We start from the raw sequence: 16,842 nt of genomic DNA on the forward strand, positions 1-16,842 counted from the left end.
GGAATTGTACATGTTTAAAAAATTCATAAGAATAATGAAATCTCAGTTGGTAATTACCATTTTGGGTTTTATTTGTTTAGCTTTACTTATATGGTTTGGAGGACCGCTATTAGCAATAGCCGGTTATGAACCTTTCATCAGTATATCTGCAAGAATTATCACTTTATTACTTATTATTATCATTTGGGGAGCAATCAAGTTTGCTTCTAAAGCTAAAGATAAAAAACAAAATGAAGCTATGGTAAATAACTTGATCCATGGTGAAGAAAATACACAAGAAAACACTTCTGATGACGCGGTTAAAGGTGAAATAGATGTATTGCATAAAAAAATGGTGCAAGCATTAGATATACTGAAAAATACTAAGTTTTCAGATAATAAAAACATTTACGACTTACCTTGGTACATCATGATTGGACCACCGGGTTCAGGTAAAACAACGGCTATACATCATTCAGGCTTAGAGTATCCATTAAAAGAGAAAATGGGTATTGATATGATTGAAGGTGTAGGTGGTACAAGACATTGTGATTGGTGGTTTACTAATAAGGCTGTTTTAATTGACACAGCAGGTAGATATACAACTCAAGATAGCCATTCAAAACGTGATTCAAGAGCTTGGCAAGGCTTCCTTGGTTTATTGAAAAAGTTCAGACCTTTACGTCCTATAAACGGTGTCGTGATCACTATGGGTATGGCTGAGCTTCTTAATCAAACAAAAACAGAAAGAAACTTACACGCCAGAGCTATAAAACAGCGTTTACAAGAACTTCAAAATCAATTAAATATGACGTTTCCTGTTTATGTTTTATTTTCTAAAACAGATTTAATTGCGGGTTTTAATGAGTTTTTTGATGATTTTACCAAAGAAGATTGTGAACAAATATGGGGTGTAACTTTTCCTTTAGAAGTTGATGAAAATGAAGGAAGTATTGTCAGTACTTTCAATAAAGAGTTTCATAACTTATTAACAAACCTGAATTCTCGTATCAACATTCGTTTGAAGCATGAACGTGACCTTGATCGTCGTTCAGCAATATATGAATTTCCAAAGCAATTAAGATTATTACAAAGTGCTGCCGATGATTTCTTAAAAGAGATATTTTCTCCAAATGCTTATGAAGAAGCTCCTTTATTACGTGGGGTTTATTTAACCAGTGCGACGCAGGAAGGAACGCCTATAGATCATCTTTCTTCACAAATATCGACGGGTGTAAAGTCAGAGAAAAAATCGTCTGAGATAAAACATCAAAGAAGTTACTTTATTAAACGTTTACTTGAAGATGTAATTTTTCCTGAAAAAAACTTAGCTTCAATTAATCGTCAACACGATAAACAAAATGTTTTATTAAGACGTTCAACTATTGCTGTATCTTCTTTAATTGCCGTATTTTTCACTTATGCTTGGTGGTCAAGTTATGACTGGAATAGTCAACTAGTAGATCGTACCAAAGCTTCAATTGAAAACTATCAACAAGTAACTTCTGGTGGTTTAAATTCAGAATCTGAAATTATTACCTTAACAAAAGGTTTATCTACTTTAAGAAACTTACCTGTTGGTTATGCTAACGAAGAAATTGCTGATGCGCATACCTTAGGTTTGTATCAAGGAGACAAATTTAAACAGCCTGCAAAAGCAGCCTATAAAAGGGCACTAGAAGCCTATTTATTACCTTACTTATCTAAATCCCTCAGCCGTGATATGCAAGAAAACTCCGTTCATTTAAGTTATTTATATGAAACCCTTAAAACTTATTTGATGCTGTATCAGACTGATTATTATGCAGAAGATAATGTAAAAATTTGGTTCTCAGCTTATTTAGATCGTAATGTCCCTGGTGTGATTAATGCAGACATTCGTCAACAGTTAAACGAACATTTATCGACGATGCTTGAAATGGGTGTAAGAGGCAATGATTACAACGAAGAAGTGGTAGCGCAAGCTAGACAAGATTTAACTATGCTACCTTTAGTTGAACGTGCATATCAGCGTTTAAAAAGTGACTTTAGTGACAGCAGTATTCCTGATTTTAAATTAGTCGATATTTTAAGTTTAGAGAGTTTAGAAGGTTTTACTTTTTTAAGTGACAGAACCTTTAGTACGGGTATTCCAAGCTTATATACGTTTAATGGCTTTCATGGAATTTTTAACATAGAAAAAAACAGAATTGTTAAACGTTTAATTGAAGACAGCTGGGTATACGGTGACGACTTAGGAGAGCTTGATGATAATACAAAAGCTGAAATAACCGTTCAATTAGAAGCTAAATATATTAGAGATTATATTTTTTACTGGGAAGATTTTCTAAGTGATTTAAATGTTAAGTCGTTTAATACGATTGAAGGTGCGAATCAAGTAACTCGGGCTTTATCGAGCGCTGATGCGCCAATAAAAAGTATTATTACAGCGGTTCAGAAAAATGTTCAGTTAACAAAAGTACCTTTGTCTAAAAATGGTGAAGCTGCAGCTAAGATTGCTAAAAGCGCCTCAGATGTTTTATTTCAATCTAAAAAATCTAAAATTAAGCGATTATTACCCAATGAACCGATTGAAGTTGAGATAGATCTGCCCGGTAAAGACGTTGAGTTAGCATTTACAGATTTGTTATCTATCAACATACAAGAACTGGAAGAAATTCAAGGCACATTGCGTTCTATTAATCGAAATATATCTAAGGTGACATCTTCATCAGGTTCATCTAAATATATGAATCAAGATTTGGAATATCAATTTACAACGCTAAGCGGTACATTAAAAGAACAAATAGCGGATGCACCATTTCCAATATTTAATTGGTTAGATGATATTGCTTCTCAAACAAGAGGTTTCGCTAAAAACAATCAAAATCAACGTTTAAATGGTATATGGCAATCAAGTGTCGTGGCTGAATATAAACGTGCTATTAGCCGTAGATACCCTTTTAGCAGAAGTGCTACTCGAGAAGTAAGAATTAATGACTTTACTCGCTTCTTTGCTTATGACGGTACATTAGATAAGTTTTGGACAAAATATTTAGAGGTACATGTTGATACTAGCAAGAAACCTTGGCGTTTTACCCAAGACATAGGTATTAGTACAAAGGTATTAAAGGTTTTTCAAGAAGCTCAATTAATTAGAGAAGCTTTCTTCAACTCTGGGCAGAAATCTCCTATGGTCTGGTTTAGTCTTGAAGCAAGTTCACTTGATAAAACTGTTAGCCAATTAATGATTGAAATTGATGGGCAAAAATTAGTTTATAGACATGGACCTACCAGAAAAGAACAATTTATTTGGCCTGGTACAAGTGCCAATAGTGAAACTCGAATAGTGTTCACTCCGCCTAATGGTGGAAGATCTATTAATAAGAAATATGTTGGTGAATGGTCTTTGTTCAAATTTTTCGATGAACTCTATGAAAGCCGACCAGAAACTAAAAAAGATGGTCTATTAAAAATAGCATTAAGCGGCTACAACGCAGAGGTTCAATTTATAGCTAATAGTGTAAATAACCCATTTACCATGGTTAACTTGGAGCGCTTTACATGTCCAGAGAACCTATAAAAATCCTAGGTTTCTGTGGAAAAATCCCTTCGAAAGGGGACTTTGTTCAAAGTGACTTTAATAAAGATTTTTTAAAACATTGGAATGAATGGTTACAAGCGGTAATAGCAGTAAGTAAAGAGCAACTTGGTCAAGACTGGTTAGGTTGTTATTTAACCAGTCCTATATGGCATTTTTCATTATCGCCAGAGGTTTGTTGTGAATCTTCGGTGATGGGGACATTAATTCCAAGTGTTGACCTAGTAGGAAGACATTTTCCTTTTACTATAGCGGTTGAACATACTCATACTGCCGTTGCTGCTTGGCATGAAAATGAATGGGCTGAAAAAGCTGAACCTGCGGTTTTAGAAGTACTTGAAGATGATTTCGATTTAGTTGATTGGTTTGAAAACCTTGACCTTAATATTCCAAACATTTCGATTAAGACAACAAGTTTTTCTCATCATGAAAGTGACGACAAAGTTAAAAAAGCTTGGGTAATACAAGGCAATATGGCTCCTGAAATTTTAGACTTACTGCATTTACAATATAGCCAAAATTTTGGTGCTTATAGTATTTGGTGGACCTTGGGATCAGAATTGGTAGAACCTTGTTTTATAGTGACAGAAGGTTTACCACAAGTCAGTCAGTTTGTGGCCATGTTAAATGGACAGTGGCAAACATATAGTTGGAATACCAGCGAAATAATTAAAGGATAATAATGTTTCAGTCGAGTCATGCGCAAACGCACCGAGGTACGGTTAGGAAAATAAATGAAGATGCTTTTTTGGAACGCCCAACGCAAGGTATCTGGGTGGTTGCTGATGGTATGGGCGGGCATGCCGCGGGAGATGTTGCCAGTCAATTAGTGATAGACACTATTTTGAAAAAAATAGAATACCTATCTCCTGATCAAATAAATACAACTGTGCTTGTTCAATCACTTAAAGAAAGTAATGCCATTTTACAACAAATGAGTAAAACTCAGTTTGCAGGTAAAGTAGCAGGTAGCACAGTCGTTATTTTGTGGATTAAAGATGAGAATTACCATTTGTTATGGGTAGGTGATAGTCGAGGGTATTTACTCAGACATGGTGTGTTACAACAAGTTACAAAAGACCATAGTCAAGTTAATGACATGATCGACGAAGGTGTTATATTAGCTGAAGACGCTGAAAGTCATCCTCTAGCTAATGTGATAACACGTGCTGTAGGAGTAGATACGGAGCTTAATGTAGATATAAAATCTGATAGATTAGTGTTAGGTGATGTATTCTTGCTTTGTAGTGATGGTCTTAACAAAGAAGTCAGCGACAAAGAAATAGAAAAAGTTTTACAACCAGGTAATATTATAGATGCAGGTATGGCTTTAATGCATGCGTCACTGGTTAGGAATGCTCGAGATAACGTAACGTGTATTCTAGTGAAAAATAAAAACGATGTTGAACATTCGATTGATGGCGATAATTCAGACGCTACCATTCCACTATTCATATAAAAGATATTGCTATCAATATTTGTATCGTTTATCATTAATGAAGGAATATTCAGCAATATAATAACTTATATTTACTGAATAAGAAGTAAGATTTCAAGGAAGAAATAAGATTGAACTTGTTAAGTTTTGAGATTAACGATCTCATCCAACCAATTGCTGATGATGCCCCTACTGGAACTGATCCAAGGGAAGACGTCACGCCAAATTCAAATTATTATCTCCTTAAAGACGTCCGTAATTCTGCACGAGCTAAAGAACGTAAAGCCCTTGTTGATGAAGACAATGTTCAAGCAATCGCTACCGATTGGCGTCCTATTCTTGAGCAAGTCCCCCAAATTTTAAAAGACGAAAGTAAAGACCTAGAACTTGTTGCTTGGTTGATAGAAGCTTTATGTCGATTACATGGTTTTAAAGGCTTAACTTATGGCTTTAAATTAGCTGAACAGTTAATTGAACAATATTGGGATGAACTTTACCCTACGCCTGAACCTGAAGACTTATCAGAAAGATTATCTCCCCTTATTGGTTTAAATGGTATTGAAAGCGAAGGTTCATTAATTCAGCCCATTAAATCAATAGTCATTACCGATGGTCAATCAGAAGGACCTTTTTCTACTTGGCAATATGAACAAGCCATGGACGTAGATCGGTTAGACACAGAAAAACAAACAAAGAAAATTGAATCAGGATCTATCGCTCTAGAAGATGTTGAGATATCAATTAAAGAATCATCAGATCGTTTTTATATAGAGCTTAATGACGATATTAATAATGCTATAGAAGCATTCTCTTCACTTTCTTTGGCTATGGATAAAGCCATGTTGGATGAACCACAACCAACAAGCTACATAAGCCAATGTTTGAAAGTATGTTCAACTTCTGTTCAGCACATTGCTGCTGATATTTTAAAAAAAGCTAGCGATGCTGAGATTAGTAACGCAGAAGAGTCTACCGATGAACTTACTGAATCTGATGGAAGTAATGGTAATTTTGAGACAGGCATAAGTAAACAAATGCAGTCTAGAACTCAAGCCATTGCACAGTTAGATTTAGTTGCAGAATTTTTTAGAAAAACTGAACCTCATTCCCCTATGTCTTACGCTATCGAGCAAGTTGTTCGTTGGAGTGATTTAAGCTTACCTGAATTACTTCAAGAGCTTATAACGGATGGAGATGCGAGGAATGGTTTTTTCAAATTATCAGGAATTAAAACTGAAGAATAAAGCAGTGTTGTACTGCTCAAAACTAGTTATTGAAAGGAGATCACATGGGTATACATGATAAGTTAAAAAGAGTCAGAAAGCCTCGAGTTCACATCACATATGATGTTGAAACAGAGGGTGCCGTAGTAAAGAAAGAGTTACCTTTTGTAATAGGGATAACTGGTGATTTTTCTGGTCACAATAAAGCCAATCTTAAACCATTAAAAGACAGACGTTTTGTGCAAATTGACAGAGATAACTTCGATGACGTTCTTAACAGAATGAACCCTAAGTTAGATATTGCTGTTGAAAATACATTGTCTGAAGACGATACAGAATTAAAAGTTGGATTAAGCTTTAATTCTTTAAGCGATTTTGAGCCAGCATCAATTGTTAATCAAGTTGACCCGCTTAAAAAGTTAATGGAAACTAGAAATAAACTTCGCGATTTAATGACTAAAGTTGATCGTTCTGAAGATTTAGAAAATATTCTAGAAGATGTTTTAAGTAATACAGCTAGTTTAGATAAATTAGCAGGTGAATTAGACATTAAAGGAGCTGAATAATGAGCACGGAAAGCGAAGTATTAGATCAGCCAAGTGCTGAAGAAACAACTTCCTCAATTTTAGATCAGGCGATAGTAGCTACTAAGCAAACTGAATCTTCAAGAGCTGAAGAGCTAATTCGTTCTTTAACTGAGGAAGCATTAAAAGGTACTGTTCAATGGAATAAAAATTTAACAGTAACGTTTAATCAGGCAATTAAAGTTTTAGATGAAACTATCTCTAACCAACTAGCAGCTATCATGCATAATGATGAGTTTCAAAAGCTAGAAGGTAGTTGGAGAGGACTTCATCATACAGTTCAAAACTCAGAAACTAATGCGACATTAAAAATCCGAGTGATGAACCTAAGTAAAAAAGAACTTCATAAAGACTTAAGTAAAGCGGTTGAGTTTGATCAAAGCCAAATATTTAAGAAAATTTATGAATCAGAATTCGGTACTCCAGGTGGCGAACCTTATGGTTGTGTTGTAGGTGATTACGAATTCACAAACCATCCTGCAGATGTAGAAACATTATCATTAATGTCTAACGTTGCTGCTGCTGGCTTTTGTCCGTTTATTTCAGCTTCTGGTTCTTCATTATTTGGTTTTGATGATTGGACAGAACTAAGTAAACCTAGAGATTTAGAAAAAGTATTTGAATCTTTAGAATACACTAAATGGCGTTCGTTCAGAGAAAGTGATGATTCTAGATTTGTAACTTTAACAATGCCACGTGTTTTAGCTCGCCTTCCTTATGGTGAAGCAACGAGTCCAGTTGAAGAGTTCTGTTATGAAGAACTTGAACTTGATGAAACGAATACGCGTTCAAAAAATACAGCACACAATAACTATTGTTGGATGAACGCTTCTTACGTAATGGCAACTAACATGGGTCAAGCTTTTAGCAAGTATGGCTTTTGTACAGCAATACGTGGCGCTGAAGGCGGCGGTAAGGTTGAAGGTCTACCTGCTCATATATTTACAAGTGATGATGGTGATCCAGATCTTATGTGTCCAACTGAGATTGGTATTACTGACAGAAGAGAAGCAGAGCTAAGTAAATTAGGTTTCTTACCTTTATGTCATTATAAAAATACAGATTATGCAGTATTTTTTGGCTCACAAACGTGTCAAAAACCACCAACATATAGTTCACATGACGCTACAGCAAATGCTGAAATCTCAGCTCGTTTACCATACTTAATGGCGACATCTCGTTTTGCTCATTACTTAAAAGTTATGGCAAGAGACAAGATTGGTAGCTTTATGGAAGCTGAAGATGTTGAAGCTTGGTTAAATCGTTGGATCTTGTCTTTTGTAAATGCTTCAGAAGGCGGTGGTCAAGAGATCAGAGCTAAATATCCTTTAGCAGATGCTAAAGTTGAAGTAAGAGAAATTCCAGGTCAACCTGGTAGCTATAACGCAGTAGCATGGTTACGCCCATGGTTACAAATGGAAGAGTTAACAGCATCATTAAGATTGGTCGCTAAAATACCAAGCATTGGTTAAGTTAATTACTTCTTATAAATCTATATGGATATAGTAATAAAATGACGCAGGAATCAATTTCATTTGTTGAAAGTGAAATATTTAAGGAGGATACGCAAGAGCATTCACGTGTATCTTCTATTCCTCGTAAATTAAAAAATAAACACTTAATGGAGCGATTTCTTCGGGAATCTAACTCTATTAAGTCTTTATTGATCTGGTTAGAAAATGCAAATCATACCCTTGATAGTTATGAAAGAGAAAGTGTACTCACTATTCTGCGCAATGCTATTAATGACATAGACAAACAACTGAAAAATCAAATAAATGCGGTTATTCACCATAAAGAGTTTCAAACCCTTGAAGCTAGTTGGCGAGGTATGTTTTATTTAATTGAACAGAAAGAAAAAAACGATAAAAATCAGAAAGTAAAAATTAAAGTACTAGATTGCTGCTGGTCTACATTATCAAAAGACATAGCAAAAGCAATCGAGTTTGACCAAAGCGAGTTTTTCAAACTTGTTTACAATAACGAATATGATATGTCAGGAGGAGAACCTTTTGGTGTACTTATTGGTGATTATTATATATCGCATCAGAATAAAGCTGGGAAGCCAACCAACGATATAGATACATTAAAAGGTATTTCACAAGCTGCAGCTTCTGCGTTTGCACCTTTTATTACTTCAGTAGAACCTTCATTTTTTGGAGCAGACGAGTTTTCCGATCTAGCTTCTTCATTCGACTTTACTCAAACATTTAAACAAGCCGAATATATTAGATGGAATTCTCTGAGAGAAATGGAAGACTCTCGATTCATAGGCTTAACCTTACCCAATATATTAATGAGATCGCCATACAAAAATGATGGCAGTAGAAGTGAAAGTTTTAAATTTGTTGAACAAATAAAAGACCCTAAGAAAGATCACTTATGGGGCAATGCCGCGTTTGCTTTTGGCAGTGTACTTATTCGTTCATACACTGAGTCAGGCTGGTTTGGCCAAATACGTGGTATGCAACCAGGTAAGAAAACCAAAGGACTCGTTTGTGATCTTCCTGTTTGTGAATATGAAACTGATTTATACCGTGGACGTAGCAAACCATCAATTAACTTTTTGGTGGGTGATAAATCAGAAAAAGAATTATCAGATAACGGATTCATTTCTCTTTCTGCTGCGCCAGGAAGTGAACATTTAGTTTTTTACAGCAATGCATCAGCACAAAAACCACAAGATTATGATTCGCTAACCGCTTCGGTAAACGCAAAGTTATCTTCTATGTTGCAGTACATTTTATGTGTTTCTCGATTCGCTCATTACATCAAAGTATTAGGTCGAGAAAAAATAGGTACATTTCATTCAGCAGAAAAATGCGAAAGAGAATTACAGCAATGGTTGCATCAATACACAGCCGCATCAGACACAGCGTCTGATGAAGTACGTAGTAAATACCCATTGCAAAGTGCACAAGTACAAGTAAAAGAAATGAGAGGAAAGCCGGGCCATTACTATTCAAGTATCCAGCTACAGCCGTATTTTCAACTAGATCAAATGATCTCAAGTATCAAATTAGTAACTGAGCTAACGTCAAGAAGTTAGCCTATAAAAGGACGAGCAATGAAAAAAATTAAGGAATTACTACAAGAAGGCCGATTAGCAGATGCTATTTCACACCTTGAAGAGCTACTAAGAGAAGATCCTCTTAATGTTGATTTTAAAAGTACATTTATCGAATTGTTATGTGTTAACGGTGAATTAGAACGTGCAGACAAAATGCTTAACAACATTGTACAAAAGCACCCAGATTTCTTAATAGGCGCTTCAAACTTAAGACAGTTAATAAGAGCTGAACAAGCTAGACAAGATTTTATCGCAGGTAAAGCAATTCCTAGCATATTTTCGGAGTCTGATGCTCATATAGAGTCGTTCATGAAACTTAGATTAGAAATGACTCAAGGTGAAGAAAAAACAATAAGCGAAAGTGCTTTAAGTTTAGAAACGGCTAGACCAGAAGTAAAACTTAGCGTCAATAATAAAGATACAACGGAAGTTAGAGATTTAGATGATAGCTTAGGTGGTTTTATTGAGATATTTGGCACCGATGGTAAATTTTACGTTGCTCAACTAAGTGAAATTGAATATATGCACTTTCAACCAGTAACTTCATTATTAGAACAGGTTTGGCGAAAAGTTGAATTGAGCATAAAAAATGGTCCTAGCGGCGAAGCTCATGTTCCTATGGTTTATGGCACAAGTAAAACTGACGCAGAGAAGCTAGGTCGTGAAACAGATTGGAATGAAACAGCACCAGATGTGATGACAGGTGTTGGTCAAAAAATGTGGTTTGTAAATGAAGAAGCATTACCGATGTCAAGCATTGAAAAGCTTGAAGCGATAGCTTAGTTATTATTTATGAATAATAAACATCAGGCCATTCAAGCATCAATATTAGATCGATTAATTGACGATTCACCTGATGATTATGATGTAAAAGAATTGCACAAAGGCCAAAGCTTAAAACAGTTGAGAGCGAGTGTGAGAAGAGATCTTGAAAATCTTCTCAATGCTAAAGTTCAATGGTTAACTTGGCCTGAAAACTATCAAGAACTTGAGCATTCATTAATGAATTATGGCTTACATGATTTTTCAAGTATGCGTGTTTCTAGTCTTGAAGGTCGGCAATTACTTTGCGACAAAGTTGCAGAAGCTATTAAACGATTTGAACCTAGGTTTATAGAAGTTGAAGTTGAAATTGTCGATAAAGAGCAACCTTTAGATCGCATTATGAGATTAAGAATAAATGCACTTTTATATGCAGACCCTGAACCAGAATACATTTCGTTTGATTCTGAAGTTGAACCAGTGCACTTAGGAATGAGAGTTAATGAGGTTATTTCATGAATGATGATTTATTAAAATACTATAATCGTGAATTAGCTTTTATTCGTCATATGGGTGCTGAATTTTCAACGAATTATCCAAAACTAGCGGGACGACTTAGACTCAGTGATGAGCAAGTTGAAGATCCTCATGTTTCACGTTTAATTGAAGCATTCTCGTTGTTAACGGCACAAATAAGACAAAAGCTTGATGATAGTTTTCCTGAGCTTACTGAAGCTTTATTAGGTCAACTTTATCCAGATTATCAAGCACCTATTCCTTCAATGACTGTTATTAAAATGGTCACTGAAAATGTTTCAACAACAGGTGTATTACTCCCTAAGAAAACTAAAGTTGAAACACAAGTAGAAGGCATGAAAACGTGCCACTTTAGAACTTGTTACGATACAAAACTTTGGCCGCTTGAAGTTGTCGATGCCCAGTTTCAGAATACACCTTTTAGTGCACCTGAACCTATTTGGAATACTAAACCTAAATCTATCATTAAGCTCAGTTTAAAAGGTGAGTTTGAAGATGTTTCTATATCTACTCTGGGTTTAGATAAACTCCGTTTCTTCTTGAATGGACAACAACACCAAACATTCCATTTATATGAGTTATTGTTTGAACATGTTATTGGTTTTGCGATAGCTAAAAAAGATGACTTTTCTACCGTCAAATATTTTGAGAAAAGACATATTAAAACCGTTGGTTTTGAAGACGAGCAACAGGTTGTTCCTTATAGCCAACGCACTTTATCTGGTTATCGATTACTTCTTGAAAACTTTATTTTTCCTGAGAAATTCTTATTTTTTGATATAGATGAACTTGACACAAAATGGCAAGGTATTGACGATCAATTCGAAATATTCTTTTACCTCAAAGAAGGTTCTGACGATCTTGAAAAGCAAGTTAACGCGAATAACTTTCTTTTAGGTTGTACGCCTATTATCAACTTGTTTGAACAAGAGTTAGAGCCCGTAAGAGTAGAATCTTCTCAGTATGAATTTAAACTCAGCCCCCGTTATTTAGATGCTGATGTTGCCGAAATTATAAGTATTAGTGATGTTACTGCTTATGATCCGAAAGATAATGAAATATTAGTTACGCCTTTTTATGGTGAAACACATCCTAATTATTTAGATCAAAACCGTTTGTTTTGGAATATTAGAAGAGAAGCTTCTAGTTGGGCTGGAGGTTATGCTGAGTTTGGTACGGAGATGTACTTGTCTTTGGTTGATCATCAGTTCAAAGGATTTACCGCAGATGAAGATTATGGTTCTTGGTTGTTAAGTGTTAATGCCTTATGCAGCAATCGTAATTTACCTGCACATTTGCCGTTTGGTACCAACGAACCAAAAATGTTTATTCCTGACCGGGCTGACATTATTAAAAAGGTTAAGTGTTTATTAGCTCCTACACTACCTGTGCGAGCTGACTTAGGTGATTCATCGAGGTGGCAATTAGTAAGTCATTTATCTTTAGATAGCTTTACTGGAAATAATGCAGTTAAAACATTGAAAGAGATGTTGAAATTGTATGACTTCAAAAACTCACCAGAAAATAAAACGCTGATAGAAAGTATACATGCCATAAAAATAACACCTGCAACAGCAAGAGTTAATCAGAATGGCATGATAGGTTTTAGCTGTGGTAATGACATAGAGCTTACCTTCAGCAGTGAGCACTATTCTGGTAGCGATGTTTTCTTCTTTTGTACAATTCTAGATCGTGTATTTGCTCAATTTGCTGCGATTAATAGTTTTACACGCTTAAGTGTCCGCTTTAAAGATCAAAATGGTATTTATCATACTTGGCCAAGCAGAGCAGGTAAGGTGCCATTGATATGAGTATTCAGTCCTTATTGGATAACCCATCAGAACATGATTTTTATCAAGCGGTATTTGCCCTGCAAAAGCAACTCGCGCAAGGTAAAGCACAGTATAGAAAAGTGGGACATGACAGTTTACCTGTAAATGAATTGGTTAGATTTAAAGCTGAACAACACTTAGGTTTTCCTGGACAACCGATAAAAGAAGTTAAGAAAAACGATACCTCTAAAGATGTTATATCGGTTGATATGTTGGTGTCTTTTATGGGGCTTACTGGCTCAAGTGGCGCACTACCACAACATTACTCTGAATTAGTATTAGAAAGATTAAAACTAAAAGATACGGGAATGAAAGACTTTTATGATTTATTCAATCATAGATTAATTTCATTATTCTATCGTGCTTGGGAAAAATATCGATTTTCTGTTAACTATCAGAATGATCAATCACATACTCCGGACTCTTTTACTTTTGCCATAAATAAATTAGCAGGTGATCAAAAAAATAGCCTTTTGTATGCAGGTATTTTTAACAAAAACATCAGAAGTGTTGATGGCCTTACCTCTATTTTAAGTCACTTTACTCAAAGTGAAGTTTTAGTGAAACAATTTAAAGGTAAGTGGCAAAAATTAGCTAAAAATGAACAAACTCGATTAGCCGCAAGAAGATTACCTGAAGGCCAATTTGCTAGATTAGGTTTTGATGCAAGTATAGGAAGTAGAGTTTGGGATATAAATTCAGGTGTTGAGATATATATCAAACCTCAACCTGACAACATGCTAAGTAATTATGATAAGCGGCTTGAAATTGTAAAAGAAGTTAAATCTTTGGTCACTTCATACCTAGGTATAGGCATTAAATTCAAGTTATTTTTAGAGATAAAACAAGGCATCATGCCTATTGTTCAATTGTCTAAAGGCGGAGTTCCTCTTGGAATGGGAGGAGGGTTAGTATCAAGAAAAGAAAAATTTACTAACTCGTACTCATTACCTTTATAGATTTGATAAATAAGATTGTAAAACAATAGATTATAGTTAAAACAAAGATATAAATTGTAATAATTAAACTTAAATTAAAGGATTAAAAAATGTCAGCGATGACCTTAAATAAACTAGTGGAAAAGCTAACACCTGAATGCCGCCAAGCTTTAGAAAAAGGTGCGGCAATATGTCACAGCCGTAGCCAGTTTACAGTTGAAATGGAACATTGGTTATTAGCTTTATTAGAAAAAGAATTAGGCGATATGTTGTTAATAATGGCTAGCTTTTCAATAGACAAAGAAAAGTTAATCGCTGAATTAAATCAAGGATTAGAAACTTTAAAAACAGGTCACAGTGCTGCGCCTAGTTTATCTCCTCATATCGTGACTTTATTACGTCAAACTTGGCTTAATACAAGTATTGAGTTTAATGATACTAAAATTCGTTCTGCTTATATTCTTTACACATTACTTAATGATGAATCACTAAGTAACTTAATTTCTCGTTCTGCAAAGCAATTACTTAAAATTGATTCTGCTCAATTACTGCATGCTTGGCCACAACTTGCTAGTCAATCAAAAGAACAGGCGATGACTCAAGTAAGTAGCGATCAAGATGTTCCGAATACTAAAATGAGTAAAACGCCAAGTTTAGATCAGTTTACTCAAGACTTAACTTTACAAGCAGAAAAAGGAAAAATCGATCCGATTTTAGGACGAGATAATGAAATTCGTCAAATGATCGATATTCTTACAAGACGCAGACAAAACAATCCTATTTTAACGGGTGAAGCAGGTGTAGGTAAAACTGCTGTTGTTGAAGGCTTAGCCCTTAAAATATCTCAAAAAGATGTACCGTCAGCATTAACTAATGTTCGAATTCATGTACTTGATCTTGCTTTATTACAAGCGGGTGCCGGTATGAAAGGTGAATTCGAAAATAGATTGAAATCTTTAATCGCTGAAGTTAAAAATGCGCCACAGCCAGTTATTCTATTTATTGATGAAGCTCATACAATGATAGGTAGTGGAGGGCAAGCAGGGCAAAATGATGCAGCTAACTTATTAAAACCAGCATTAGCACGTGGTGAATTACGAACTATTGCTGCAACAACTTGGGCTGAATATAAAAAATTCTTTGAAAAAGATGCAGCTTTAAGCCGTCGTTTCCAAGTAGTTAAAATTGAAGAACCTAGCGAAGAACAAGCTGTTGTAATGATGAGAGGTTTACTTCCTGTGATGGAAAGTCATCATAAAATTGTTATTTCAGATCAAGCATTATGTTCAGCTGTAGGTTTATCTAACCGCTATATTACCGGCAGACAATTACCAGATAAAGCGGTTAGCTTACTTGATACTGCTTGTGCACGTGTGGCTATGAGCCAAGCGTCTACTCCTGGTAGTGTTGAATTATTACAACGTAAAGAACAACAAATACAAACACAAATTAACTTATTGCTACGTGAAGAAAAAACAGGTGCAAATCATAAAGCCTTAATTAAAACACTTAAAGATGAGTTGTTATTAACGCAAAAAAATCTTGCCCCATTAACTGAGCAATGGGAAAAAGAAATAGAATTAGTTAAAGAAGTTTCTGAATTAGTTTCTCAACTACAAGCAGAAAAAGTTGAAGATAAAAAGGCGAAGTTACAACAATTAAAGTCGCTAAAACTAGAGTTAAGTAAAAATAAAAATCCAATGGTTCATTGGCAAGTTGATGAACAGCTTGTAGCTGAAGTTATTTCTGATTGGACCGGCATTCCTGTAGGGAAAATGCAGAATGATGAAATCAAAATGGTTTTAAATTTAAAAGAAACCATGGAGAAAAGAGTTGTTGGGCAACCACACGCATTAGACACTATAGCTAAAACTGTACAAACATCGCGTGCTCAGCTTGGTGATGAAACTAGACCTATCGGTGTGTTTTTACTTGCAGGACCAAGTGGTGTTGGTAAAACCGAAACAGCTTTAACGCTTGCTGAACAGGTATATGGTAGTGAAGAAAATGTGACTACTATTAATATGTCTGAATTTAAAGAAGAGCATAAAGTTTCATTATTACTAGGTTCACCTCCAGGTTACGTAGGATATGGTGAAGGCGGGGTGCTTACAGAAGCCGTTCGTCGTAAACCTTATAGCGTTATTTTATTAGATGAGATGGAAAAAGCTCATCCAGGTGTACAAGATATTTTTTACCAAGTTTTTGATAAAGGTACTATCAAAGATGGGGAAGGTAGAGATATTGACTTTAAAAATACCATTATCATTATGACATCAAATGTGGGTACAGATACCACAATGGAACTTTTTGAAGATGAAGAAACAACACCTTCTATTTCTGGTTTACGTAAAGCATTACAAGACGATTTATTAACATGTTTTAAACCTGCATTCTTAGGTCGAATTAATGTTGTTCCTTATATTCCTCTATCTAAAGAAACGCTCAATGATATTACCAAGTTACAACTTGCTAGAATCAGTGTTCGATTAGAAAATCATTATCAAGCATCGTTCAATTACAGTGATGATGTTCTTCATAAAATAGTTTCTATGTGTACAGATGCAGGTTCAGGAGCTCGTAATATTCATAACATTTTGCAGAACAGTATGCTTCCTGATTTATCAGTTAAGTTACTTAATAAAATGGTTTCAGAGAAAAAACCTAAGAAAATATCAGTTAACGTAAAAGATGAAGAATTTACTTATACGGTTTAATTATGTGTACCGTTTTTGTTATTAAAAACGGTGCTTTATTACATAGTTTATTGTACATAATCAGAACTAAAATCAGATGTTTTTTCTTAAAATATTTGATTTTAATAAATTTTTTATTGTCGTATATATGGCAATGTTTTTTGTATGCAAAATACATAAAGATACACTGCTAAGTTGTTGTA

General features: G+C 34.9%; 12 protein-coding genes. All 12 read left to right on the top strand.

The annotated features are described in order from the left end of the window. Positions 1–10: 10 nt before the first annotated feature. The 12 genes from tssM (at position 11) to tssH (ending at position 16,660) form a co-directional block, all read left to right on the top strand. Complete coding sequence (gene tssM, locus ACPUVN_RS05840; protein WP_426370175.1) at positions 11–3,541, top strand: type VI secretion system membrane subunit TssM; 3,531 nt, start codon at positions 11–13, stop codon at positions 3,539–3,541. After that, entirely contained in the window at positions 3,523–4,239 is a 717-nt protein-coding gene (tagF, locus tag ACPUVN_RS05845; RefSeq protein ID WP_426370176.1) for a type VI secretion system-associated protein TagF, read from the top strand. Before tssM ends, tagF begins: the two co-directional genes overlap by 19 nt. A gap of 2 nt (positions 4,240–4,241) precedes the next feature. Then, complete coding sequence (locus tag ACPUVN_RS05850) at positions 4,242–5,018, top strand: PP2C family protein-serine/threonine phosphatase (RefSeq protein WP_426370177.1); 777 nt, start codon at positions 4,242–4,244, stop codon at positions 5,016–5,018. A gap of 110 nt (positions 5,019–5,128) precedes the next feature. Beyond that, positions 5,129–6,241, top strand: coding sequence for a type VI secretion system protein TssA (gene tssA, locus ACPUVN_RS05855; RefSeq protein WP_426370178.1), 1,113 nt, complete (start codon positions 5,129–5,131; stop codon positions 6,239–6,241). 44 nt (positions 6,242–6,285) lie between these two features. Continuing rightward, the gene (gene tssB, locus ACPUVN_RS05860; protein WP_426357566.1) at positions 6,286–6,786 is read left to right on the top strand and encodes a type VI secretion system contractile sheath small subunit; all 501 of its coding nucleotides are present in this window, start codon (positions 6,286–6,288) and stop codon (positions 6,784–6,786) included. Then, complete coding sequence (tssC, locus tag ACPUVN_RS05865) at positions 6,786–8,276, top strand: type VI secretion system contractile sheath large subunit (protein WP_426370179.1); 1,491 nt, start codon at positions 6,786–6,788, stop codon at positions 8,274–8,276. Before tssB ends, tssC (ACPUVN_RS05865) begins: the two co-directional genes overlap by 1 nt. A 41-nt stretch (positions 8,277–8,317) precedes the next feature. Further along, positions 8,318–9,853 carry a type VI secretion system contractile sheath large subunit gene (gene tssC, locus ACPUVN_RS05870; protein ID WP_426370180.1) on the top strand — a complete coding sequence of 512 codons (1,536 nt, stop codon included), beginning with the start codon at positions 8,318–8,320 and terminating at the stop codon, positions 9,851–9,853. Positions 9,854–9,871: 18 nt separating this feature from the next. Further along, a complete protein-coding gene (locus ACPUVN_RS05875; RefSeq protein ID WP_426370181.1) occupies positions 9,872–10,657 on the top strand; it encodes a type VI secretion system accessory protein TagJ in 786 nt (261 codons plus the stop codon). 9 nt (positions 10,658–10,666) lie between these two features. After that, positions 10,667–11,155, top strand: coding sequence for a type VI secretion system baseplate subunit TssE (gene tssE, locus ACPUVN_RS05880; protein ID WP_426370182.1), 489 nt, complete (start codon positions 10,667–10,669; stop codon positions 11,153–11,155). Next, a complete protein-coding gene (tssF, locus tag ACPUVN_RS05885; RefSeq protein WP_426370183.1) occupies positions 11,152–12,984 on the top strand; it encodes a type VI secretion system baseplate subunit TssF in 1,833 nt (610 codons plus the stop codon). Before tssE ends, tssF begins: the two co-directional genes overlap by 4 nt. Further along, positions 12,981–13,964, top strand: a complete 984-nt coding sequence (tssG, locus tag ACPUVN_RS05890; RefSeq protein WP_426357560.1) for a type VI secretion system baseplate subunit TssG — start codon at positions 12,981–12,983, stop codon at positions 13,962–13,964. Before tssF ends, tssG begins: the two co-directional genes overlap by 4 nt. A gap of 89 nt (positions 13,965–14,053) precedes the next feature. Beyond that, positions 14,054–16,660 (top strand): type VI secretion system ATPase TssH, encoded by a 2,607-nt coding sequence (tssH, locus tag ACPUVN_RS05895; protein ID WP_426357559.1) that lies wholly within the window; start codon positions 14,054–14,056, stop codon positions 16,658–16,660. The last annotated feature ends 182 nt before the right edge of the window (positions 16,661–16,842 follow it).

This window comes from Pseudocolwellia antarctica, assembly GCF_049933045.1.
Taxonomy (GTDB): Bacteria; Pseudomonadota; Gammaproteobacteria; order Enterobacterales; family Alteromonadaceae; genus Pseudocolwellia.

What these genes read in the sequence shown, in the direction of transcription:
- tssM (WP_426370175.1), top strand. Translation starts at nt 11, where the DNA reads ATGTTTAAAAAATTCATAAGAATAATGAAATCTCAGTTGGTAATTACC.
- tagF (WP_426370176.1), top strand. Translation starts at nt 3,523, where the DNA reads ATGTCCAGAGAACCTATAAAAATCCTAGGTTTCTGTGGAAAAATCCCT.
- ACPUVN_RS05850 (WP_426370177.1), top strand. Translation starts at nt 4,242, where the DNA reads ATGTTTCAGTCGAGTCATGCGCAAACGCACCGAGGTACGGTTAGGAAA.
- tssB (WP_426357566.1), top strand. Translation starts at nt 6,286, where the DNA reads ATGGGTATACATGATAAGTTAAAAAGAGTCAGAAAGCCTCGAGTTCAC.
- tssC (WP_426370179.1), top strand. Translation starts at nt 6,786, where the DNA reads ATGAGCACGGAAAGCGAAGTATTAGATCAGCCAAGTGCTGAAGAAACA.
- tssC (WP_426370180.1), top strand. Translation starts at nt 8,318, where the DNA reads ATGACGCAGGAATCAATTTCATTTGTTGAAAGTGAAATATTTAAGGAG.
- ACPUVN_RS05875 (WP_426370181.1), top strand. Translation starts at nt 9,872, where the DNA reads ATGAAAAAAATTAAGGAATTACTACAAGAAGGCCGATTAGCAGATGCT.
- tssE (WP_426370182.1), top strand. Translation starts at nt 10,667, where the DNA reads ATGAATAATAAACATCAGGCCATTCAAGCATCAATATTAGATCGATTA.
- tssF (WP_426370183.1), top strand. Translation starts at nt 11,152, where the DNA reads ATGAATGATGATTTATTAAAATACTATAATCGTGAATTAGCTTTTATT.
- tssG (WP_426357560.1), top strand. Translation starts at nt 12,981, where the DNA reads ATGAGTATTCAGTCCTTATTGGATAACCCATCAGAACATGATTTTTAT.
- tssH (WP_426357559.1), top strand. Translation starts at nt 14,054, where the DNA reads ATGTCAGCGATGACCTTAAATAAACTAGTGGAAAAGCTAACACCTGAA.